The following is a 19,866-nucleotide window of genomic DNA, read 5'->3' as shown; positions in this document are numbered from 1 at the left end:
TCCTCGAGCAGGCATGTTATGTGTTTCGTCCCTCGTTCGAACCCGACGTCCAGGTTCAATTATTTATACTATTAGGGGGAAGTATTGTATAGGAGATAGCCATAAGTAATTTGTATGCCTTCCGCTAACCTTCAGCCGATCAGTCGAGAAACAGCGTTCCAACTCCTCTCGAAATCACGACGACGGTGCTTACTTACGGTCCTTTTCGAAGAGAAACACGAATCCGTTGAGACGCTCGGACGCAAAGTCGCTGCAATGGAATGTGGGAAGCACCAACGCGACATTGAGGAGGAAACGCACACTCGAGTCGTCACGTCGTTAGTCCACTGTCACATCCCGCGGCTCGTCGATCACAGTCTCGTCGAGTACGATCGAGAGACGAATACGGTTACCCTCGAGAACACCGCTCGAGAACGATTTCCATTTCGAGCGGATCAAGATCTGTTCTTCGCGACCGCGAGCGGGTGAAACTGGTGTCGGTTGATCGGTCGGTTCAGTCGGACGTGGACACGGGGTCGTCGCCGTCCGAAAGCACCTCGTCGGAGTGTGACCGCACCCACAGCTCCCCGATTCGGGAGAGTCTCGTCCGGTACGATTTGCCGTGCTCCTCGCGCTCGATGTACCCCTTTCCGCCGGGACCGAGCCTGTCGACGTTGTAGATCACTTTCGAGCGGAAACTGTCGGTGTACTCCTCGTTGAGCTCTCGAGCCAGCGATTCGGCCAGTTCCGAGACGGAGTCGAACTCGCCTTCCTCGCCGAGTTTGTACAGGATGAACTCCTCGAAGGGCTTGACATTCGAGAACGACGCGACCGGCAGTTCAACGATGTGCGAGCCGTCGATCTCCTTCGCACCGATCGTCGTTCCGCGCTCGTCGAACTCCGAAAGCAGATCTCGAGCGCTCTCGAGGCGATCCGCGATTCGGTCGGTCTCGACGCCCGTCACGCTGTCGGCCTGCTGGTCGACGGGTGCTTCGTTATCGGCATCGCCTCCCTCCAGTAGTTTCTCGAGCAGCGACGACTGCCGCCGAAGCTCCTCGGCGAGTTCGGTCTCGAGGTACTTCTCGGGGGCCGTGTAGTAGGTGTGGATCTGTTCGCGTTCCTCCTGGCGCTCGACCATCAGCGAGTGGGCGGCGTTGGCGAAGGCGAAACTCACGGTTCGGGGCATCGCCGCGATGTTCACCCAGACCTCGTTGTCCCGATCCAGTTCGTTCGTGATCAGGTCGTAGGCCTGCTCGAACGCCTCGTCGTAGTCGTAGACGTTTTCGAGCACGAACCGATTCGTGCTCGCGCCGAGCAAGTTCTCGAAATCGGCCTCGAGCTTTCCCGAGAGGTGTCTCGAGTACTCGACGTTGGCCTCGCTCCCGACCGCCCCCTCGAGTAAGATAACGCGATCGACGTCGATCTGATCGCGAACCAGCGGCGCGATCAGCCGGTCGTAATCAAAGCCGACCGGAACGATGTGGGTTTGCATACGATACAGTTCGTCGGGGTCTTTATGAATCCCAGCAACTCGAGTGATTCCATCGCGAAACGACACCGGCGGTTCCCGCCCAGTATCGTCCCAGTTTCTCGAGTATTCTCGAGGGGTCACTCTTGGGTTGGACGAGGAGAACAGTACTCGAGAAATCGCTCTCGACATATCCTTCATAGGGTCGGTTGTTAGTCATTTCCGGCCATTCACCACCCCGCTCTGGGACAAACCGGTACACAGGCACAACTGACCCTATCAGTCCCCCGACAGCCCCTCGAAATACCGCGATCGACGCTCCTCGACAACCGAGGTGGTGGCCCACGAAACGGTGACGGTTAGTGCCAGTCCGAGGAGCATGCCGACCACACCGGCAGTCCACCCGGCGTACGCATTCGGGACGAGCGAAACGAACAGACTCGAGAGGTAAAACACCTGACTCCCGACAATTCCGGCGATAAGTCCTGTCCGAGTCGTCCCGCGCCAGTAGAGGGCGACGATGACCGGCAGGGCGAGCTGAGCGAACCCGCCGAAGGCCGCGTCGCCGAGTTCGAACAGCGTCGCGGGGTTGTAAAGACTCGCGAGGAAGGTTGCGACGGCAAAACAGACGACGCCCATGCGGGCGATCAGATCTTCGCGCCGCTCGGAGAGGTCGGCCTCGACGAACGGTCTGTAGAGGTCTCGAGTGAAGTACGACGATCCCGAGAGCAACATCGAATCAGAGGAGGACATCATCGCCGCCATCGCGCCCGCGATGACCAGCGCGGCGAACCAGACCGCGGTGTACTCGCTCAAAATGACGGGAAGGATGTTCCCGCTCTCGCCCATCTCGAGGCCCAGCCCCTGCGCCCAGACGCCGAGTAGAAACGAGGGAACGAACAGCAAGACACAGAGGATCGGCCAGAGCGCGAACGAGCGTTTGATGACCCGCTTGGAGCCCGCAACGAAAAAGCGCTGGTTCACTTGCGGAAACATCGCGACGCCGAAGCCGATCGTGATCGCCGTCGAGAGCATCCACTGGGGCGTGTAATTAGCGCTTCCAAGCGCGAGGAATTCACTCGTCGCCGGCGAGTTCTGGAGCGTTCCCGTCGCGGTCTCGAGGCCGCCGACGGCGACGAGTATCCAGATGAACGCGATCCAGGTCGTAACGAGCATGAACGCGCCCTGGAGCGTGTCGGTCCAGGCGATGCCGCGAAAGCCCGCGACGACGACGTAGAGGATCATAAACAGGGTGATGAGCCCGGCCCCCACCGCGTAGGAGACCGCGCCCTCGGTCAGCGCCTCGAGGGCCGTTCCCGCGCCGACCTGCTGAAGCATGACGTACGGAAAGAGCCAGATCAGACTGACGCCGGCGACGAGTCCCCGAAGCTCCCTCGAAGCGAACCGATCGCCGAGCATCTCTCCGAGGGTAACGTAGTCATAGAGCTGGCCGAGCAGCCACTGTTTGTAGCCGATGACGTACCAGAGAATCGCGAAGATGATCCCGTCCATCAGCCCCATAACGAGGATCCATTCGGGCCCCCACGCGTAGGCCATGTTGGGACCGGCGAAGAAGGTAAACGCCGAGAGTAACGTCGCGAAGGTCGTAAACAGGAGGACGACCGTTCCGACCGTCCGACTCGCCAGATAGAAATCCTCCGCCGTCCGCTCGGTCATCCGGTAGGCGACGAGCCCGATCACGAGCGCGAGAAGCAGATAGCCGACGATGATCCCCAGTTGAATCGAAAGCGTCACGGCGAATCACCGCGCTCCTCGAGGCCCGATTCAGTCCCGTTGGCAGTCTGTGTCCCCCCAGCGTCGGTTTCGATCCCGATTCCCCACGCGCGCTTCGTGAAAACCCAGAAGACAAGCGAGGCGAGTAGCATCCACCCAACATGCCACCAGATCCACAGCGGGAGCCCGGCGACGAGTGTCTCCGTCCCCCAGAGAAACCACGGAATCGCGAACACGCAGAGAACGAGCCCCACGATCCCCCACCCGACGAGCTCAGCGCGACTCATTTGTGCTCCCTCGAGCAGCGGCGTTGGTAATAGTTTCTATTCGATTTCGGGGATCGAAGAGATATTTTCGTTCAATATCCCGACGCGATTCCGTCGGGTGATTTTCCAAGGTGAAATCGCGTTTTCACGTAGGAAAAGGAGTATAACTGTCGGCGAGAGAACCTAATCTGAACCCACTATGGCCCGGCTGTTCCCCCTTCGATCCGACACGCCTTCGAGCGAGGGGGAACCGCGAGTCGTCGACCTCGAGGACGAGGACGCCGACGCCGTCTTCGGGGCGCTCTCTTCCTCGACGGCTCGGGAGATTTACTCGACGCTGGCCGACGAACCGGGAACGCCGAGCGACATCGCCGAGGCGGTCGACTCCTCGATTCAGAACGTTCGATACCACCTCGAGAAACTCGAGGATGCGGGGCTCGTCGAAGTCGTCGACACCTGGTACTCCTCTCGTGGCAACGAAATGAGCGTCTACGCGACGGCCGACGGACCACTAATCGTCACGAGCGACGAGTCGACGGCGTCGAAGTTACGAACCGCCCTCTCGAGGTTTCTCGGCGGCGTCGGCGCACTCGCCGCCGGCAGTTTGCTCGTCCAGTACGGCCTCCAGCAGTACGTCGGATCGGGACTCCAACAGGACGAGGCGGCACCCGCTACCGGAGATACCGGCGACGGCGTTGGGGCTGGAGACGATGGAGAAACCGACGACGGAAGTGACGGTGGAGCCGGCGACGGGGACGACGGGTCGACTGACGATGCTGTCGGAGACGACGAGGAACAGGACGAGGGCGGAACCGACGACGCGGAATCCGAGGATGTCGCCATTCAACAGGACGAATCCGACGACCCGGGCGAATCCGACGACCGAACTGATGACGACGACGCGACAACAGCGGATGAGGGAGACGACGCGGCTCCCTCGGAAGACAGCGATGCCGACAGGTACGGCGGCGAGGACGTCGACGGTTCCGACGACGGCGGTATACTGGCGGACGTGTTCGGCGAAAACCCCGCCGAGACGACGGAAGCAATACTCTCGAGCGTTCCGCCGGGACTGCTCTTTTTCCTCGGCGGCGTATCCGTGCTGACGGTCGTGACGGCGTACTGGTACTGGTCGGCTTACTGAAGTACACAACGTGTACCAAATTCTAACGGAACGGAAGGTTTGTGGGAGAATAACACGGATAGGCGACCAGACGTAGGCTGTGACTCGAGGTCAACAACTATTTGCCATTGTCGGACATAATTTCAGGTAACGAGTCTCCGAGTCTCCGAACAGGTCTCTCGCGGGGCGGATCTCCAATGGAAGACACGTCGAAATATCTCATCCACGCGGACGTCACGGCCGAAGGAGTCGTCGAGCGCAGCGATGTCGTCGGTGCGATCTTCGGACAAACCGAAGGGCTTCTCGGCGACGAACTCGACCTCCGCGACCTCAGACAATCGCAGAAGGTCGGTCGCATAGACGTCGAAATCGCGAGCACGAACGGCCAATCACACGGGACGCTAACGATCGCGACCAGCCTCGATAAGGTCGAAACCGCGACGCTCGCCGCGTCGCTCGAGACGATCACCCGAATCGGCCCGTGTCGAGCCTCACTCGAGATCACCGGGATCGAAGACGTTCGGGCGGCCAAGCGAAACGAGGTCGTCGACCGGGCGAAAGAACTGCTGAGAACGGGCTTTGACGACTCCGTGATGACCTCCGACGAAATCCTCACGGAGGTCCGCCAGCACGTCCGCGTCGAGGACGTCACCGAATACGAGGGATTGCCAGCCGGCCCGAGAGTAACGGACAGCGACGCGATTATCGTCGTCGAGGGCCGTTCTGACGTCCTCACACTCCTCAAATACGGCATCAAAAACGCGATTGCAGTCGAAGGAACGAACATCCCGGACCCGATTGCGGAACTCACGCACCACCGGACCGTCACAGCCTTTCTTGACGGCGACCGCGGCGGCGACCTCATCCTCGAGGAACTCGCACAGGTCGGGGAAGTCGACTTCGTCACCTTCGCACCGGCCGAGAAATCGGTCGAGGATCTCGACCACCACCAGCTGTTCGCGGCGCTGCGGAACAAGGTCCCCTACGAAACCATCTCGGAACTGAACGAACCGCAGGAGGCCGTCGCCGCGACCGACGGCAGCGCGAAGCCGTCACCGCCGGTGACGAGCACGACCGAGACGGCACCGCTCGAGGACACCGTCGAGCGAGCGAAGAACTCGAGTCGGCAAGCCGGCTCTTCCAGCGGTGTCGAATCCAAGAGCGGAATCGAGACGGCTTCGCCAGCACCCAAACACGCCGACCCAACAGCAAACGACGGATCGGTCACAGGAGACGCCACGGCGGAGGATCCCGAGACGGTAACGGGAGACGCGTCCGTTGGTCCGGATCACTCGAGTGAGACGAAACCGGCTGGCGGCCCGAGAACCGTCTACGAGCACGCAAACGAGGTTATTCGCGAAGGGACTGACGGCGTTCGGTTCCTCGGCGAAGACGGAACGATTCTCGAGGACGAGGCCGCGAGCGAGGCCGACGAAGCGCTGGAACGCCTCGAGGACGACCCTGCGACGATCGTTCTCGACGGGATTCTCGGACAACGGCTCCTCGATATCGCAACCGACGCAGGAGTCGATCGAATCGTCGCTCGCTCGCTCGGACAGTTCACGAAGCGACCGACCGCAGTCCGTATCCACGCGATCGACGAAATCGCCGACGAACCGCCGGAGCAAGCGTAGACAAGCGGTCCGTTCGAACGGAATCGAATCTCATTTTCAGCCGAGGATCGCTAACGACAGTACGAGCAGCGCACAGAGGATCGCTCCGGAGAGCGTCGCCAGGAAGTTCACGCCTTGATTGCCCAGCGACGACCCCTCGAGTGTCGCACCCAGAATACTGTCGACGATCATGCCGACGAATCCCGCAGTCGCGATGATCGCCGCACCGGCGAGGCCCACTTCGGCGAAAAAGGCATAAGACAGTATTGCGACGATGGTCGCACCGCCGAACCCGGCCACAGTTCCCTGCCAGGTGATACCGCCGTCGGTTCCGGGGTCGACCGGCTCGAGCGTCGTGATTAACAACGGCTTATCGAACACGCTCCCGACCTCGCTCGAGAGCGTATCGCTCATCGCGGCCGCGACCGATCCCGCGAAGGCGAAGAGAAACAGTTCGGGTTCGCGGGGTATCATGCCGGCCGAGCTCGCCGCGTAGGCGAGAACTGCGACCAGTCCCACGGCGGCGTTACCGAGCACGTTCCCGCTCCCTCGCGCACCGTCGTTCTCTTCGGCGACGCCGCGCGTTTCCTTTTCGTCGTATCGAAACTTCGTCGAAAGTCCGCCAATCGCGAAAAAGGAGATGAGGACGACGAACCAGCCGTAGCCCCCCAGAACGATCGTTAGCAGGCCGAGCAAGACGCCGGTCAGCATTCCCGCGATCGAGGCCGTCTCGAGCGCGTACGAAACGTATCCGAGTGCGATCGTCACCGCGAGCGCGGCGAGGATCTCGACCGGGCCGATCGTCGTCTCGAGTTCGGCGAGCAACCAGAGGAGCAACCCGACCGAGAGCATGATCACCGGGTCGTCGTACAACAGGAGGACGTCTCGCAAGAGGGCGGCGAGCAGGGCGCCGCTAGCGGCCAGAAAGAGGACAGCCGGTAGTGCGGACTCCAGCGAGTTATCGATGATCGAAAGCGTGGCGATCTGGCCGACCACGCCGGCGACGGCGCCGCCGACGCAGAACGCGGCGACGGAGCGGACCCCGTGATCGAGTCTGCGGCGAGCGAGTCGCTCCGCGAGGTTCCCGTAGCCGACGAGGAAGATCGTTCCCACCAGCACGGAAACGGGCATCGAGAACGCCGTGGTAAAGGAGCCGAGAATGCCGGCGCCGAAGACGAACGCGATGACGCCGTAGAGGCGGCCATCTTCGTAGTCGTCAGGGTACGCGAGGAGATCGAAGAGCCGGCCGTCGGTGACGATGAGCGCGCCCAGAATCAGTACTGACGCGAGAAGGAGCGCGGATTCCGGCCCGAAGAGTGGAAGGACGAGCGAAAGCGTCGAGAGCACTGCGAATGCGCCAGCTCGCCAGACGGGTGCTGTCACGGTACCCGATCCTTTCTGTGGGGTTTACTTTAAGCTTCCCGAACCGATACAGACGGTGAAATAAACTAGTAGAGGAACTGTGCTTCGATTTTCCGAGGAAGATCACGAAACGATTTTCGGGTGTGGTACCGCAGAGAATCCGTATCTGCGCTCCGGTAAACGGGCGAGTATGGACTATTCGGCCGACACATGTCGCCGAAGGGATGTCGGGAACTCCCCCTCGGCGACAAGATAGAGCCCGAAACCGAGTACGGTCAGCAGGGCAAGCGAGCCGGTGAAAACGAGTGAGCTGGCGAGGAGACTCTCGGTGAACGCGGAGACGATACTCGAACCGAGAAAGACCCCGAGTGGCAGTGAAACGAGCAAAACGGCGACTACGACGACGGCTCGGAACACCGTCCCGATCAGGGTCTCGCTTTCACGGTCGTAATACGAAAGGAAGGCGACGTACCCGCCGATTGCAACTGTCACGAAAAGGATGTACGAAAGGACCATACTGGGACAGGATGGCCGAATGACATAATGGTTTCGAGCGGACGGCATTCTATCCGAACGGACGCGTTCTCTCCGAGTGAACGCGATTCTGCCCGAATTGACGCGGTCTTGTCGGAAAATACAAGTACAGATCCGAACGCAGTGTCTCGTCCGTCAACGGGGGCCGACCGCGAATCGAGACGTGAAGGATCCCGAAACGGGTATGGGTCTCGCAGAAAAACCAACGGCCGTGGGACTGTACGAACGGTACCTGACGCACAGGATCGGTCGCTACGAGGCCGACGGCCCCGACCACGTCGCGCTCGTCATCACGGAGCGCGACCTCCTCGAGGAGGGTGCCTACGAGACGCTCACCGACTTCTTCGGGTGGGCGTTCGAGTACGCCGAGCGCGTGACGGTCTACGTCAGCGTCCTCGACGCAGCGGCAGTGCCAACGCTTCGCAGCGATCTCGAGACGGTTGAGACACCCCGCGAAAGCGCAGTTCGCGGGCCGGACGACGAGACGCCGGCGGACGCGCCGATTCAGATCGGGATCGGGCTCGGCGGCAAACACGAGTTTACCAGCGCCATTCGGACCCTCGCGACCAGCGTCGACGAAGGAGAACTCGAGCCCGAAGAGATCGACGACGAGGCGGTTGAAGAACACCTGATCTTCCCTTCCGAACCCGACCTCGTCATCAAGACCGGAGCCGAACGGCTCTCGGATTTCATGATCTGGCAGTCGGTCTACTCGGAGCTGTACTTTACTGATGTCAACTGGCGAGATTTCCGAAAACGGGACTTCCTTCGTGCTGTCCGAGAGTTTTGCAATCGGTCGCGCCGGTTCGGGGAGTAGGCGCTCGAATCGTCCGTCGTCAATCCTCGTGAAACCTGTCGATCCTCGTGAAACCTGTCGATCCTCGTGAAACCTGTCGATTCGAGAGTTTCTATCGAGCCCATGGGTTCGAAACGCAGTAGCAGGCGTTCAGTTCCTCGACCTCGAGTCAGGGTCGAGATCAACGTACGAGCGAAACGTCAACACGACGCCGATAGTTACCGACGTGAACGATCCCGCGATCAAGACGAAATCGGCGGTTTCGTACTGGTCGGCGGCGTCACTCGGGTGCTGTAAGACGCCGGTTGCGAGGAGGTATCCCAGCCCGGCGACGCCGAGAAAAATTGCCGCGAGTCCGATCGCGAATAGTCGGCGATCCATCCTACCAGACTATTTCGGGTGTTGGTGATTCAACGTTTCGAATCGTCGCACCAAAAACCGATCTTCCAGGCGAACCGAAAACAGTATTCTTCGAAACCAAACACGCGACGATGCAAATCGGTGCGCTTCGATGCACGGTCTGCTAGTCCGCTGCCTGTCGTCCCGTCTCGAGGCCCTCGAGATCCTCATCGTCTCCCTCCTCGGGCTGTTCGCCGGTCGGAAGCGAATCTCGGAAGCGGTCGACGACCGATTTCGCTTCCGAGAGTTCGGGTTCGCTGACCGCGCCCAGCAGTGCCAGCGCACGACGGGCACGGGTACGACGCCAGGAAGCCTCACGGTGTTCGTAGGTGCGGATCCCTCGAAGGAAATCGGGTTTCGAGAACTCCGGCCAGTAGGGCGTACAGAAGAAAACCGCGGCTTCGTTGCCGTTGGCGTGCCACGGCAGGAAGTTTGAGGTCCGCTCGTCGCCGCCGGTTCTGATAATCAGGTCGACATCCCTGACGGAGCTGTCGTAGAGTCTCGATTCGATCGTCTCGACGTCGATCGATTCGGGCTCGAGGTCTCCTTCGTCGACGTCTCGAGCGACGCTCCGGGCGGCACAGAGCAGTTCCGAACGGCCGCCATACGCCAGCGCGATGTTGAGGACAAACGAGTCGTAACCGCGGGTCCGATCCTCGGCGTAGTCGATGGCCTCCCGAACCCGACCCGGGAGCCGGTCGACGTCGCCGATAACGCGGATGCAAACCTCGTTTTCGTGAACGCGGTCGGCGTCGGCGAACTCGTGGAGTTTCTCACAGAGGAGATCGAACAGCTCCTCGTTTTCCTCGTCGGGACGGTTGAAGTTCTCCGTCGAAAACGTATAGAGGGTAAGCTCCTCGACGCCGATATCCTGACACCACTCGAGGACCTGTTCGGTCGTTTCCGCGCCAGCACGGTGCCCGTCGGGTGCGTTGCCGCCGTGGCGTCGCGCGTAGCGTCTGTTCCCGTCTTGAATAACGGCGACGTGAGTCGGCGCACCGGAGATTTCTCGAGAAAGAAGCTGCTCGTAGGCCCAGTCGACGCGTCGGCGAAGCCACCGCTTCATCACCTATCGTAACGGGTCCGATCACTATGTGTCTTGTGTGGTAGTTGGAACCAATGATATGTGTGGAAACTATTATATAGGGCGGGCGGTCGCGACGTCTCCGATCGTTGAACCGTGACGGCTATGAGTCCCCGGAGGCTCGTCTCCGTCAATGCCAGACGCGATCGACGACGACCTCTACCAGCGGACGAAGGCACTGCTCGAGCCCGGCGACATCGAACTCAACGCGACCGTCGTCCATACCGAGTACGACGGGCAAGAAGACGTAAAGATGATGCAAGCGACGATCGACGTCGGTGACATCATCGCCAAGCGCGCGGGCCACGACCCGACCAACTGCTACGTCTACTCGGGGAACGACGACACCGACTTCTCCTCGAACCAGCATCAGGGACTGACCCTCGAGGACGAGGAGTTCGTTTGGGAGTGCCAGCAACTCCTCCGAAACGGGAGCTTCGATATCGTCATCTACTACGAAGCGAGCGCGGATCACGAGGCGATCCTCGAGGACGTGCGCGAACTCGGCTTCGACGCGACCGGCGTCGAAGGCGAGTAGTTGCCACGCATAAAACACCAGTAGCGACTCGGCTTCAACGCCAGATTTCGTCGTTTTCGACCGTTCGGTCCGTTTTCATGCGTGGCTCGTAGCCGAACACGCGGTCCCGATTCGCTTATGTGACGCGACTCCTGACGAACCAGTATGAACGCGGCTTCGGGCGTCGATCTGTCGGAACGTGAGCGAGCGGTCGTCAACGCCTTTCAGGGCGGGTTTCCGGTCACGGAGCGACCGTTCGAACCGGCCGCGAGCGCGATGGCTGAGCGAGGCGTCGATATCACCGCGGGCGAACTTCTCGAGACGATCGCGGATCTCGACGAGCGCGGCGTGCTCTCGCGGTTCGGGCCGCTGGTCAACGCCCAGGAGATCGGCGGAGCGGCGACGCTGGTCGCCATGCACGCCCCCGAGGATCGGTTCGACGAGATCGTCGAGGCCGTCAACGACCACCGCGAAGTCGCCCACAACTACCGACGCGAGCATCCACACCTCAACGTGTGGTTTGTCGTCAGCGTCGCCGAGCGCGAGGCGCATAGCGCCTCGGAACGAGCGAAGAGCGCGGAACAGAGTTCCGCGAACAGTCGAGTTGCGAGGGACTCGGAGAGTCCCTCGAACCGTGCGAGCGGGTCAAAGACCCGCGAGCAGACGGCGAAGCCGCGAGACAACGGCGAAGCCGTGAGCAGCCGTGTGGAGGAGGTGCTCTCCGAAATCGAAGCCGAAACCGGACAGGAGACCTACAACCTCCCGAAACAACAGGAGTTCCGCGTCGAAGCAAAGTTCTACGTCGACGGACCGTTCGGCTCGAGTGCAGACGGCTCGGGCGAGACAGCCGCAAACACCGCATCCGCTGGCGTCGACTGTTCCGATCTCGGCCCGGACGTTACGCCAGCCGACCGGGACACGCTCTCGCCGGACGAACGGGATCTGCTCCTCGAGGTGCAAGACGGCCTGCCGCTTACGGAGACGCCCTACGCGGATGTGGCCGAAACCATCGGTCAGGAGACGGGCTGGGTCCTTGAGACCGTCAAACGGTTCGATCTCGAGGGGAAGATACGCCGCATCGGCGTGGTTCCGAACCACTACAAATTGGGCTACACGGAAAACGGGATGACCGTCTGGGACGTGCCCGACGATCTCGTTTCGACCGTCGGTCCCGAAGTCGCCGGCCTGTCGTTCGTCACTCACTGTTACGAACGGCCGCGCCACGACGATGTCTGGCCGTACAACTTCTTCGCGATGACGCACGGTCGGAGCGAAGCGGAGAGCCAGCGACGGATCGAACAGGTCAGGGAGACGATGAGCGAACACTGGGCGGTCGAGGAAGACGACTGGGATTCCCTGTTCTCGACGGAGATCCTCAAGAAGACCGGCATTCGGTTGGCCGAACGCGCCGACGCGAACACGACGACACGGTAAGACAGCACAGGAGAACAGTCCCAACTCACACATCGATGATTCCACTGCTACACGACTTTAGGAACGTTCCCGTGCTCGTCTTCGGCGGCGGACCCGTCGGGGCGCGGAAATCACGCCGGTTCGCCAGGGAAGCCGACGTTACCGTTGTGAGTCCCGAATTCGTCGACGAATCGTTCGGTAGCTCGAACGAAGGGGGCGACGACGAAACAGCGAACCACAGCGATGCGGAAACCGTGGGAAGCGTCGAACTGGTCCGCGCCGCACCGGAACCCGAAGTGGTCGAGGAGTGGATCGAGCGAGTCGATCCGGCGCTGGTCGTCGCCGCGACCGACGACGAGGCGGTCAACGAAGCCGCCGTCGAAGCGGCTCGCGACCGAGGCGTCCTCGTCAACCGCGCGGATCGGTCCGGCGAGCGAGAACCCGGAAGCGTGGTCGTTCCCGCGACGGTTCGAGACGATCAGGTCGTCGTTTCGATTTCGACCGGCGGAACCGCACCAGTCCTGAGCAAGTACCTCCGACAGGAACTTGAGGGGACGCTCGAGGGCGCGGGCGAGATGGCGACGGTTCTCGGCGAGTTGCGAACCGAACTCAAAGATCGGGAGGTTTCGGTCGACCGACGACGGGCCATCGTTTCGAGCGTCGTCAATTCTTCGTCCACTTGGACAGCTTTACGTACTGGCACTTCGAACTATGGGCAAGTGATCGAGGACGTGCTGGACGAGGAATGTGCGACAGGAGGTGAGCCGTGATGATGCCAGCAGGTGTCGTTACTGGCGCGCGAGTAACCCACGAAAGCGGGACCGTCGACGATCTTGCAACGGCAAGTCCCGAGAGCCAACGCTCTAGTGTCGCCGAGTTCCTCTCGATACCGGAGGTCGAAGAGGCGATCGTCCTCTCGACGTGTAACCGCGTCGAGGCGTACGTCGTCACGGGAGACAGCGCAGTCGGCCAGGCGGCGCTCGAGGAATTTTTCGGCGAAACCGACGACGAGGCGCTCGTCAGGACGGACCACGGCGAGAGCCTCAAACACCTGCTTCGAGTCGCGACGGGGCTCGAGTCGGTCGTCCTCGGCGAGGATCAGATCATCGGACAGGTTCGAACGGCCTACGAGGACGCCCGGACCGCCGGCGGCATCGGTCCCCTGCTCGAGATGGCCGTCACGAAGGCGATCCACGTCGGCGAACGCGCGCGAACGGAGACGAAGATCAACGAGGGCGTCGTCTCGTTGGGCTCGGCGGCGGCCAGACTCGCGACCAGAGAACGGTCGCTGGAGGGAACGACGGGGCTCGTCATCGGTGCCGGCGAGATGGGGCAACTCGCCGCCCGAAGTCTCGCAGAAACCGGCATCGAGGAGCTCGTCGTCGCGAACCGAACCGTTTCCCACGCAGAGCATCTGGTCGAGGAGTTCGACATCGACGGACGCGCCGTTCCCCTCCGGTCGCTCGAGACGGTCACCGGACAGGCGACCGTCATCGTCACAGCGACCAGTAGCGACGATCCGCTACTCGAACAACGACATCTCGGCGGTCGAGAACAGATCGTCGTCGACCTCGGACAGCCACGCGACGTCCGCCCGAACGCGGGCGCACTCGAGTCGGTGACGGTCTTCGATCTCGACGACCTCGAGACCGTTACCGAACGAACCCGCGGCCAGCGCGCCGAGGCCGCCTCGAAGGTTGAAGCGATGATCGAGCGAGAGTTCGACCACCTTCGGAGTCAGTACAAGCGAGCGCGGGCGGACGACGTCATCGGGACGATGTACGAGTCCGCAGAGCGGATCAAGGCCCGCGAACTCGAGACGGCCATCTCGAGGCTCGAGGACGAGGACGGAAAGGGGCTAAGCGACGAACAGCGCGAGATCATCGAATCGATGGCCGACTCGCTGGTGAGTCAACTGCTCGCGCCGCCGACCAAGAGCCTACGAGCGGCCGCCGAGGAGGACGACTGGCGCACGATCAACACTGCATTAGAGCTGTTCGATCCGGACTTTGGATCGGGCGGACGAGAACGCGGTGAGACACCGGAGTCGCTGTTCGGAAACGCATCCCCCAAAGCGATCGGTGCAACGGACGACGACTAAGCGGTTTCTCTGCCGGTCGTCGGGTTGGCACAATCATTATTTTACTGCGTTCCGTTCGACCAATATGGCAGATCTCTTGTCCGACGACGAAATCAACGAGGAACTTCCCGAGGAGTGGGATCGCGAGGGCGACGAAATCGTCCGCGTCTACGAGTTTGACGACTACCTCGACGGCGTCAACGCCGCCCAGATGGTCGGCGAAATCGCCGAGTCGCAGTTTCACCACCCCGAGATCATCATCAGGTACGAAGAGCTCGAGGTGCGGCTGACGAGCCACGAGGAGGGCGGGATCACGGACGCGGACATCGAGATGGCCGAACTGATCGAATCCGAGCAATCGGCGTGAGTTGGTCGAGGAGACGACCACTGCAATCCGGACCGAGAATCCACAGATGAACGCCCGCTACGTTTTCCGCGTTCGACTCCGCTTCGAACCCGACCGGCCCGACGTCTCCCTCGAGCCGGCGACGGTCGAGACCGTGCTTTCGCTCGAGGCACCCGAACCGGGAACCGACGGCTGGCGCTTTTTTCGAGACACGCTCTGGCGCGGCGAACTGTCGGACCAGCAGTATGGACGCCAACTCGCCGAGGAGTGGCTCGAGCATCCGCTCGAGGTTGAGGAGGTCGACTTTCGCGAACTGCAGACCGACGAGGCGTACTTCGAGGCGCTAAAAGAGGAAATCGCGATCGATCTCGAGGCGTTCAACGCCGAGAACGTCTCAGAAGTCCTCTCGAAGTACCTCGGCTCGAGCATCCGCGTCGTAGGGAACGGTTCGTAACCGCGCCAGATGCGGGTACACTAGTTCACTGCTATCGAACGGTCACGTGAGTTTCCCGACCAGTCCGTGCGGGCGACAAACTCTTACTCGAGAGTCTCGTAAGACACCGTCCAGATGGTCTCCGAATACGATTTCTGGCTCCTCGATCTCGACGGGACGCTGGTCGACGTGGAGTGGTCTTACACCCGCGACGTTTTCGATCGCGTCGGCGATAGCATCGGCCGCGAGTTTTCGGACAAAGAGGCGGACATTATCTGGAGCGGGCTCACCGGCTCGCGCGATCGACAGCTGCTGGAGTGGGGGATCGAACCGACGGCGTTCTGGAAGGCGTTCCACGCCGAGGAAGATCCGCTCGTCCGAGCCGAACAAACTTACCTCCACGAGGACGCCGAGTTCGTCGCCGAACTCGAGGAGCCGGTGGGACTGGTCACGCACTGCCAGGAGTTTCTCGCCGAACCGGTCCTCGAGCACGTGGGGATCGCGGACTGGTTCGATACGACGCTCTGTTGTACAGAACAGACGGGGTGGAAGCCGGACCCGACGCCGGTCGAGCGGGTGATGAACGATCTCGGCGTCGCGAAAAACGGACACACGGGCGTTCTCGCGGGCGACGGAGCGAACGACGTGGGCGCGGCCTGGAACGCCGGCCTCGACGCCATCCACGTCGAGCGCGTCGGTCACGATCGGCGCGGGCGGTGCGTGCTGGGCGATTACCGAGTCCGGTCGTTCGACGAACTGTTTTGATCACTCAAGCGGAGTTCGTGGTCGGGATCCGCCGTCGAATCCCCCCGATCACTGGTTCGAGGTCGGGGGTTCGCCCGCAGGTTGGAGTTCCTCGTTGACCAGTGTCTCGTAGGCTCGCCGCAGTCGTTCGGAGAGCGCTTGATGGGAGATATCCAGCGTCGCGGCGAGTTCTTCCATCGAGATCTGGCGAGGGATCTCGAAGTAGCCCTCCTCGAGTGCGGCTTCAAGCGCCTCCTGTTGTTCGGGCGTGAGTCGCGTGTCCCGGGTCGTTTCGGAGGTGACGTCGGATACCCGGCGCAAATCGGCGGAAACGTCCTCCTCGAGGAGTCGATCCCTGATCGTCCAGAGCGCATCCCGATCCTGCACGCGGACCCTGGCTTGCCACCACCCGTCGACCCCCCAGACTGCCAGTAGCGAGCAACTCGCCTCGAGAAACTCGTCGGAGAGGATAGGTGTCGTCCCGGCGAAGGTGACATCGTAGAGGAGTCGGTCCCCCGCCGCGACGAGGTGCTCGAACCGTTCGACCGCCGGGTCGGCGTCGAACGACGCTTCGATATTCTCGGGATTGGCCCCGATAACCCACAAACAGGGACGATTCTGCGAGACGGATGACTCGAGTTCGAAGCGAACGTCGGGGACTCGTTCGAACGTGGTTGCGAGCATCGTCTCCGTCGCTGGGAAACGGAACTCGGCAATCGTCGACATCACTACTGGTACAGCAGAGAGCGGTAAAACTCCTATTCCGAACTGACTGACAGTCTTCCCGAGTGGTTTCCAACGATGCCGTGAACGACAGCGAACGCGGACTGTTCAGACGAGAGGTGTCGTTCGACAGCTGTCGAATCCGTAATCGAGCAGTTCAAATTAACTTCACTCCTTGAGGCGCTCGACGAGTGCGCGGACGCCGGGTTTCTCGAGCCGATCCGGATCGCCCAGCACGCGAACGGGTTGGTCGCCGAGGGAGACGAACTCGAGGTCGAGGTGCTCGGCCGTCTCGCGAAGGCCGACGGCGGCGTCCGCCGAGCCGGTGATGACGCGTCGAGCCGGACTCTCGTGTGCTCGGAGTCCGAGATCGAATCCGTCGATCGACTCGGTGAGTTCGCCTCGCGACGCGTCGCGTTCGTCGGCGAGGTCGTCGATCGCGCGCTCGAGACTCGTCCGAAGCCCCGAGTCAGTCGTCCGATTGACGAAACTGAGATCGCGATCGACGAGATCCGCCAGTCCCTCGATCTCTCGCGGATTGCCCGGTTCGACGATCAGGCCCCACTCGCGAGTCCAGCGGCCGAGTTCGGACGCGTCGACGTCTCGCTCGAACGGTCCGGCGACGACGGCGAAATCCGGAACGCCGTTTCGAAGCCGCCTGAGGCCCGGTCGCGTCCCGACCGGGAGATATCGGGGGTTCTCGAGGTCGTCGAGCAGGCGATTGAGCGACGGGTCGTCTTCGCCGACGCCCAACAGCGTCGGTGGTTGAACGTCCGGCGAAAAGAGCTGGACCGTGACGGATTCGCCGGCCTCGAGGTAATCCGTGTCCGCCGGGACCTCGACAACGCCGTCGGCTTCGGAGAGGCTCGTCGTCGCGCCGCTTCCCTTGTCGACTGGATAGACGAGGCGCTCGCCGTCACCGTTGGTCGTGACGCCGACGGGCATGAGTCGGAGTCGACCCTGTTCGGAGCGCTCTTCCGTTGCCATGGCTCCCGAGACGGTTGCGCTCGCAGGCTCCGGAACGCCCGCTGCCTCCCGGATCGCCGGCGCGACGAACGTTCGAAAGACCATCATCGCGGAGACGGGATAGCCGGGGAGGCCGACGTAGGCCGATTCACCTGCGGACGGGTTCGACCCACCTTCCGAGTCGCCAGAGCGCGGTCCGGCGTCCTCGAGTCGGCCCACGAGCATCGGTTTGCCGGGTTTGACGCCGACGCCGTGTAAGAGAAGTTCGCCCTGTTCTTCGATGACGCGGTAGATGACGTCGACGGCGCTCGCGCTCGTCGAGCCGGACGAGAGGACGAGGTCGCATTCGGCAGCGGCCTCGCGAAGCACGCGCTCCATCTCCTCTTGGTCGTCGCCGGCGTGGGGGTAGAGAACGGGTTCCCCACCGGCGTCTTCGACACCCGCGGCGACGGTGTAGCTGTTGACGTCGTAGATCTCCCCGCGAGCGCTTTCGACGCGTCCGCCGGGTCTGACGAGTTCGTCGCCGGTCGAGACGATGCCGACTCGAGGTTTCGCCCGAACCGGGACCTCCTCGCGCCCGAGCGCGGAGAGGAGGCCGATATCCCGCGGCGTCAGTCGCGTTCCGGGGCCGAGGGCCCGTTCGCCCGCAGCGACGTCCGCACCCGCGAACATCACGTTGTCGCCAGGCGCGACGCTCGTTCGGACGAGCACTTCGGAAGGGGTAGCCGCGGCATCGCTTTCGCCGTCGTCAGCTCCCGCACCCGCCTCGTCCGTCCGCTCAACGGGGACCATCGCGTCGGCACCCTCGGGCATCACCGCGCCGGTCGAGATTTCGACGGCTTCGCCCTCGCCGACGGTCACGTCGGGTTTCTCGCCCGCGTGTACCGTCCCGACGAGATCGAGTCGGGCCGGGTCAGCTTCGTCCGCGCCGAACGTCTCTCGCGCACGGAGCGCGTAGCCGTCCATGTTCGATCGATCGAATCCCGGAACGTCGAGTTCGGCGTCTATTCGCGCGAGGAGCACGCGGCCGCGGGCTTGCTCGAGCGGTACCCGTTCGATGCCCCCCTCGAGCGACAGCGAGTCGATGGCCTCGCGCGCCTCGGCGGGCGAGGCGAGATCGCGAAATTCCTTGCGGTCCATAGCGGGTGTTTGGTCGCGGGGGCTAAAAACGTCGGTCGATTGCGGGGCCGATTACGGAGAATCGAGGAGAAAGCCTCGCGCTTCAGCGCGGGGAGGATGTCAAGGGAGTTGGCTGGGAGGAACGAAAATCAGGACGAATCGGCCCAGAGGGTATCGATTCGCTCCGAAACGTACGCCAGTACGATCGGGAGAACGTCGCGGTAGTCGGTCGGAAGTTCGGCCTCAACCGCACGTCCCGCATCCGGCAGCGGATGAAAGTGTGTTCGACCCACGGGCTTTGGGTGTCGATCCCAGCGACAGTCCCACCGAGTTCCATCCGTCGGCTCCTCGAGATAGTGCACCGAGAAATCACCGCCGACGTACCACCGTATCTCGAGTCGCGCGCTCTGAATACGGTCGGGAAAGAGTGACTGATCATACCGAGCAACCAGATTCCGGATCCTGTCCGAAGACGGTTCGAATTCGACGCGCTGGAATCGATCGTCCCGAGACAATCGGCGGCGAACGATTCGCAGGATGTCGATGTCGATCGGCCCCGAGTCGGTTTCGTCGTCTCCGCTCATCCGTGACTCGTGGTGCCATCGACGGCCTCTCGATCCTTGCGAGCTCGTTCGACGACGCGGATATCTCGACGAATCGACTTCCATTCGCCGATATCCTCCCACACAGTCTCGAGGTCGTCGTACCCTCCTTCCTCGAGTGCGTCGATCTGGTTGGGCCCATCGACATCATATCGTTCGCGATACGTCCGTTCTTCCTCGACGAGAGTGCCGAGGAGCTGCTCGAGTTCAGCGTCGCCGTGTTCTCGTCGAAGCTCGTTGGCTCGGGACCACTCGAAATATGCGTCGTTTCGTCGATAGCGCTTGGGACGCCCCTCGAGCGGTTCGACGATCCCTCGTTCCTCGAACCACTCGAGGTGTTCCCGCGCGGCACCCGCCGAACACCGAGCGCGCTCGGCGACGGCCTCCGCGGTCGCCGGCTCGGAGAGCTGAATCACTGTTTCGTACACACGATCGCGGGTCGAACGATCCTGATCCCACCGCTCTCGTTGTTCTTCGACGGCGTTCGCATCGTCCGGATATCCAGCATCTGGCATGCGAGTTGTATTCGTATTCGATTGCCAGGCGTATATATTTGCTCCATAGA

22 protein-coding genes are annotated in these 19,866 nt (G+C 62.0%); 11 read left to right on the top strand and 11 right to left on the bottom strand.

Annotated features, from left to right (window positions below; genetic code table 11):
* Positions 1 to 114: 114 nt before the first annotated feature.
* Positions 115 to 468, top strand: coding sequence for a DUF7344 domain-containing protein (locus ACYQ14_RS13430; RefSeq protein ID WP_459888946.1), 354 nt, complete (start codon positions 115 to 117; stop codon positions 466 to 468).
* A gap of 25 nt (positions 469 to 493) precedes the next feature.
* Here ACYQ14_RS13430 and ACYQ14_RS13425 read toward each other — a convergent pair whose 3' ends face one another.
* From ACYQ14_RS13425 to ACYQ14_RS13415, 3 genes are all read right to left on the bottom strand, one after another.
* On the bottom strand, positions 494 to 1,471 hold the full coding sequence (locus ACYQ14_RS13425; RefSeq protein ID WP_459888945.1) for an HFX_2341 family transcriptional regulator: 978 nt from the start codon (positions 1,469 to 1,471) through the stop codon (positions 494 to 496).
* A 255-nt stretch (positions 1,472 to 1,726) separates the two neighbouring features.
* Complete coding sequence (locus tag ACYQ14_RS13420) at positions 1,727 to 3,202, bottom strand: sodium:solute symporter family protein (protein WP_459888944.1); 1,476 nt, start codon at positions 3,200 to 3,202, stop codon at positions 1,727 to 1,729.
* Complete coding sequence (locus ACYQ14_RS13415) at positions 3,199 to 3,468, bottom strand: DUF3311 domain-containing protein (protein ID WP_459888943.1); 270 nt, start codon at positions 3,466 to 3,468, stop codon at positions 3,199 to 3,201. The genes ACYQ14_RS13420 and ACYQ14_RS13415 overlap by 4 nt, the downstream gene beginning before the upstream one ends.
* 178 nt (positions 3,469 to 3,646) lie before the next feature.
* Between ACYQ14_RS13415 and ACYQ14_RS13410 the strand changes: the two genes are divergently transcribed.
* Both ACYQ14_RS13410 and dnaG read left to right on the top strand, forming a co-directional pair.
* Positions 3,647 to 4,591: an ArsR/SmtB family transcription factor gene (locus ACYQ14_RS13410; RefSeq protein ID WP_459888942.1), complete on the top strand. Its 945-nt coding sequence runs from the start codon at positions 3,647 to 3,649 to the stop codon at positions 4,589 to 4,591.
* A gap of 176 nt (positions 4,592 to 4,767) precedes the next feature.
* Positions 4,768 to 6,204, top strand: a complete 1,437-nt coding sequence (gene dnaG / locus ACYQ14_RS13405; protein WP_459888941.1) for a DNA primase DnaG — start codon at positions 4,768 to 4,770, stop codon at positions 6,202 to 6,204.
* 36 nt (positions 6,205 to 6,240) lie between these two features.
* Here the strand turns inward: dnaG and ACYQ14_RS13400 are convergent, their stop codons facing one another.
* Entirely contained in the window at positions 6,241 to 7,566 is a 1,326-nt protein-coding gene (locus ACYQ14_RS13400) for a DUF92 domain-containing protein (protein WP_459888940.1), read from the bottom strand.
* 174 nt (positions 7,567 to 7,740) lie between these two features.
* On the bottom strand, positions 7,741 to 8,061 hold the full coding sequence (locus ACYQ14_RS13395) for a hypothetical protein (protein ID WP_459888939.1): 321 nt from the start codon (positions 8,059 to 8,061) through the stop codon (positions 7,741 to 7,743).
* Between the two features lie 229 nt (positions 8,062 to 8,290).
* On the opposite strand from ACYQ14_RS13395, the gene ACYQ14_RS13390 reads away from it, so the two are divergent.
* Positions 8,291 to 8,896 (top strand): undecaprenyl diphosphate synthase family protein, encoded by a 606-nt coding sequence (locus tag ACYQ14_RS13390; RefSeq protein WP_459888938.1) that lies wholly within the window; start codon positions 8,291 to 8,293, stop codon positions 8,894 to 8,896.
* 129 nt (positions 8,897 to 9,025) lie between these two features.
* Here ACYQ14_RS13390 and ACYQ14_RS13385 read toward each other — a convergent pair whose 3' ends face one another.
* Together ACYQ14_RS13385 and uppS are read right to left on the bottom strand one after the other, a co-directional pair.
* Positions 9,026 to 9,256, bottom strand: a complete 231-nt coding sequence (locus tag ACYQ14_RS13385) for a hypothetical protein (RefSeq protein WP_283836256.1) — start codon at positions 9,254 to 9,256, stop codon at positions 9,026 to 9,028.
* 142 nt (positions 9,257 to 9,398) lie between these two features.
* The gene (gene uppS / locus ACYQ14_RS13380) at positions 9,399 to 10,340 is read right to left on the bottom strand and encodes a polyprenyl diphosphate synthase (RefSeq protein ID WP_459888937.1); all 942 of its coding nucleotides are present in this window, start codon (positions 10,338 to 10,340) and stop codon (positions 9,399 to 9,401) included.
* 151 nt (positions 10,341 to 10,491) lie between these two features.
* Here uppS and ACYQ14_RS13375 point away from each other — a divergent pair, with 151 nt between their 5' ends.
* The 7 genes from ACYQ14_RS13375 (at position 10,492) to ACYQ14_RS13345 (ending at position 15,912) form a co-directional block, all read left to right on the top strand.
* Positions 10,492 to 10,896: a DUF5778 family protein gene (locus ACYQ14_RS13375; protein WP_459888936.1), complete on the top strand. Its 405-nt coding sequence runs from the start codon at positions 10,492 to 10,494 to the stop codon at positions 10,894 to 10,896.
* A 144-nt stretch (positions 10,897 to 11,040) separates the two neighbouring features.
* A complete protein-coding gene (gene ahbB, locus ACYQ14_RS13370) occupies positions 11,041 to 12,309 on the top strand; it encodes a siroheme decarboxylase subunit beta (protein ID WP_459888935.1) in 1,269 nt (422 codons plus the stop codon).
* A gap of 35 nt (positions 12,310 to 12,344) precedes the next feature.
* Positions 12,345 to 13,058: a precorrin-2 dehydrogenase/sirohydrochlorin ferrochelatase family protein gene (locus tag ACYQ14_RS13365; RefSeq protein ID WP_459888934.1), complete on the top strand. Its 714-nt coding sequence runs from the start codon at positions 12,345 to 12,347 to the stop codon at positions 13,056 to 13,058.
* Between the two features lie 2 nt (positions 13,059 to 13,060).
* On the top strand, positions 13,061 to 14,389 hold the full coding sequence (hemA, locus tag ACYQ14_RS13360; RefSeq protein WP_459890074.1) for a glutamyl-tRNA reductase: 1,329 nt from the start codon (positions 13,061 to 13,063) through the stop codon (positions 14,387 to 14,389).
* Positions 14,390 to 14,453: 64 nt separating this feature from the next.
* Positions 14,454 to 14,735, top strand: a complete 282-nt coding sequence (locus ACYQ14_RS13355) for a 4a-hydroxytetrahydrobiopterin dehydratase (protein ID WP_283836248.1) — start codon at positions 14,454 to 14,456, stop codon at positions 14,733 to 14,735.
* 46 nt (positions 14,736 to 14,781) lie between these two features.
* Positions 14,782 to 15,168: an LWR-salt protein gene (gene lwrS / locus ACYQ14_RS13350; protein ID WP_459888933.1), complete on the top strand. Its 387-nt coding sequence runs from the start codon at positions 14,782 to 14,784 to the stop codon at positions 15,166 to 15,168.
* 114 nt (positions 15,169 to 15,282) lie between these two features.
* The gene (locus tag ACYQ14_RS13345; RefSeq protein WP_459888932.1) at positions 15,283 to 15,912 is read left to right on the top strand and encodes an HAD family hydrolase; all 630 of its coding nucleotides are present in this window, start codon (positions 15,283 to 15,285) and stop codon (positions 15,910 to 15,912) included.
* 48 nt (positions 15,913 to 15,960) lie between these two features.
* Here ACYQ14_RS13345 and ACYQ14_RS13340 read toward each other — a convergent pair whose 3' ends face one another.
* The 4 genes from ACYQ14_RS13340 to ACYQ14_RS13325 all read right to left on the bottom strand — a co-directional run bounded on the left by ACYQ14_RS13340 (position 15,961) and on the right by ACYQ14_RS13325 (position 19,816).
* Positions 15,961 to 16,617: a helix-turn-helix domain-containing protein gene (locus ACYQ14_RS13340; RefSeq protein WP_459888931.1), complete on the bottom strand. Its 657-nt coding sequence runs from the start codon at positions 16,615 to 16,617 to the stop codon at positions 15,961 to 15,963.
* A 165-nt stretch (positions 16,618 to 16,782) separates the two neighbouring features.
* Positions 16,783 to 18,720, bottom strand: a complete 1,938-nt coding sequence (locus tag ACYQ14_RS13335; RefSeq protein ID WP_459888930.1) for a molybdopterin biosynthesis protein — start codon at positions 18,718 to 18,720, stop codon at positions 16,783 to 16,785.
* 128 nt (positions 18,721 to 18,848) lie between these two features.
* The gene (locus ACYQ14_RS13330) at positions 18,849 to 19,283 is read right to left on the bottom strand and encodes a toxin-antitoxin system TumE family protein (protein ID WP_459888929.1); all 435 of its coding nucleotides are present in this window, start codon (positions 19,281 to 19,283) and stop codon (positions 18,849 to 18,851) included.
* The gene (locus tag ACYQ14_RS13325) at positions 19,280 to 19,816 is read right to left on the bottom strand and encodes a DUF7342 family protein (RefSeq protein WP_459888928.1); all 537 of its coding nucleotides are present in this window, start codon (positions 19,814 to 19,816) and stop codon (positions 19,280 to 19,282) included. The genes ACYQ14_RS13330 and ACYQ14_RS13325 overlap by 4 nt, the downstream gene beginning before the upstream one ends.
* Positions 19,817 to 19,866: the final 50 nt, after the last annotated feature.

It is taken from the genome of Halostagnicola bangensis (assembly GCF_054653435.1).
The sequence above is the reverse complement of the archived record's forward strand: the minus strand, read 5'-3'. Positions and strand labels throughout refer to the sequence as shown.

Coding starts and splice junctions, on each gene's coding strand:
- ACYQ14_RS13430 (WP_459888946.1), top strand. CDS start 115: ATGCCTTCCGCTAACCTTCAGCCGATCAGTCGAGAAACAGCGTTCCAA.
- ACYQ14_RS13425 (WP_459888945.1), bottom strand. CDS start 1,471: ATGCAAACCCACATCGTTCCGGTCGGCTTTGATTACGACCGGCTGATC.
- ACYQ14_RS13415 (WP_459888943.1), bottom strand. CDS start 3,468: ATGAGTCGCGCTGAGCTCGTCGGGTGGGGGATCGTGGGGCTCGTTCTC.
- ACYQ14_RS13410 (WP_459888942.1), top strand. CDS start 3,647: ATGGCCCGGCTGTTCCCCCTTCGATCCGACACGCCTTCGAGCGAGGGG.
- dnaG (WP_459888941.1), top strand. CDS start 4,768: ATGGAAGACACGTCGAAATATCTCATCCACGCGGACGTCACGGCCGAA.
- ACYQ14_RS13395 (WP_459888939.1), bottom strand. CDS start 8,061: ATGGTCCTTTCGTACATCCTTTTCGTGACAGTTGCAATCGGCGGGTAC.
- ACYQ14_RS13385 (WP_283836256.1), bottom strand. CDS start 9,256: ATGGATCGCCGACTATTCGCGATCGGACTCGCGGCAATTTTTCTCGGC.
- uppS (WP_459888937.1), bottom strand. CDS start 10,340: ATGAAGCGGTGGCTTCGCCGACGCGTCGACTGGGCCTACGAGCAGCTT.
- ACYQ14_RS13375 (WP_459888936.1), top strand. CDS start 10,492: ATGCCAGACGCGATCGACGACGACCTCTACCAGCGGACGAAGGCACTG.
- ahbB (WP_459888935.1), top strand. CDS start 11,041: ATGAACGCGGCTTCGGGCGTCGATCTGTCGGAACGTGAGCGAGCGGTC.
- ACYQ14_RS13365 (WP_459888934.1), top strand. CDS start 12,345: ATGATTCCACTGCTACACGACTTTAGGAACGTTCCCGTGCTCGTCTTC.
- hemA (WP_459890074.1), top strand. CDS start 13,061: ATGCCAGCAGGTGTCGTTACTGGCGCGCGAGTAACCCACGAAAGCGGG.
- ACYQ14_RS13355 (WP_283836248.1), top strand. CDS start 14,454: ATGGCAGATCTCTTGTCCGACGACGAAATCAACGAGGAACTTCCCGAG.
- lwrS (WP_459888933.1), top strand. CDS start 14,782: ATGAACGCCCGCTACGTTTTCCGCGTTCGACTCCGCTTCGAACCCGAC.
- ACYQ14_RS13345 (WP_459888932.1), top strand. CDS start 15,283: ATGGTCTCCGAATACGATTTCTGGCTCCTCGATCTCGACGGGACGCTG.
- ACYQ14_RS13340 (WP_459888931.1), bottom strand. CDS start 16,617: ATGTCGACGATTGCCGAGTTCCGTTTCCCAGCGACGGAGACGATGCTC.
- ACYQ14_RS13335 (WP_459888930.1), bottom strand. CDS start 18,720: ATGGACCGCAAGGAATTTCGCGATCTCGCCTCGCCCGCCGAGGCGCGC.
- ACYQ14_RS13330 (WP_459888929.1), bottom strand. CDS start 19,283: ATGAGCGGAGACGACGAAACCGACTCGGGGCCGATCGACATCGACATC.
- ACYQ14_RS13325 (WP_459888928.1), bottom strand. CDS start 19,816: ATGCCAGATGCTGGATATCCGGACGATGCGAACGCCGTCGAAGAACAA.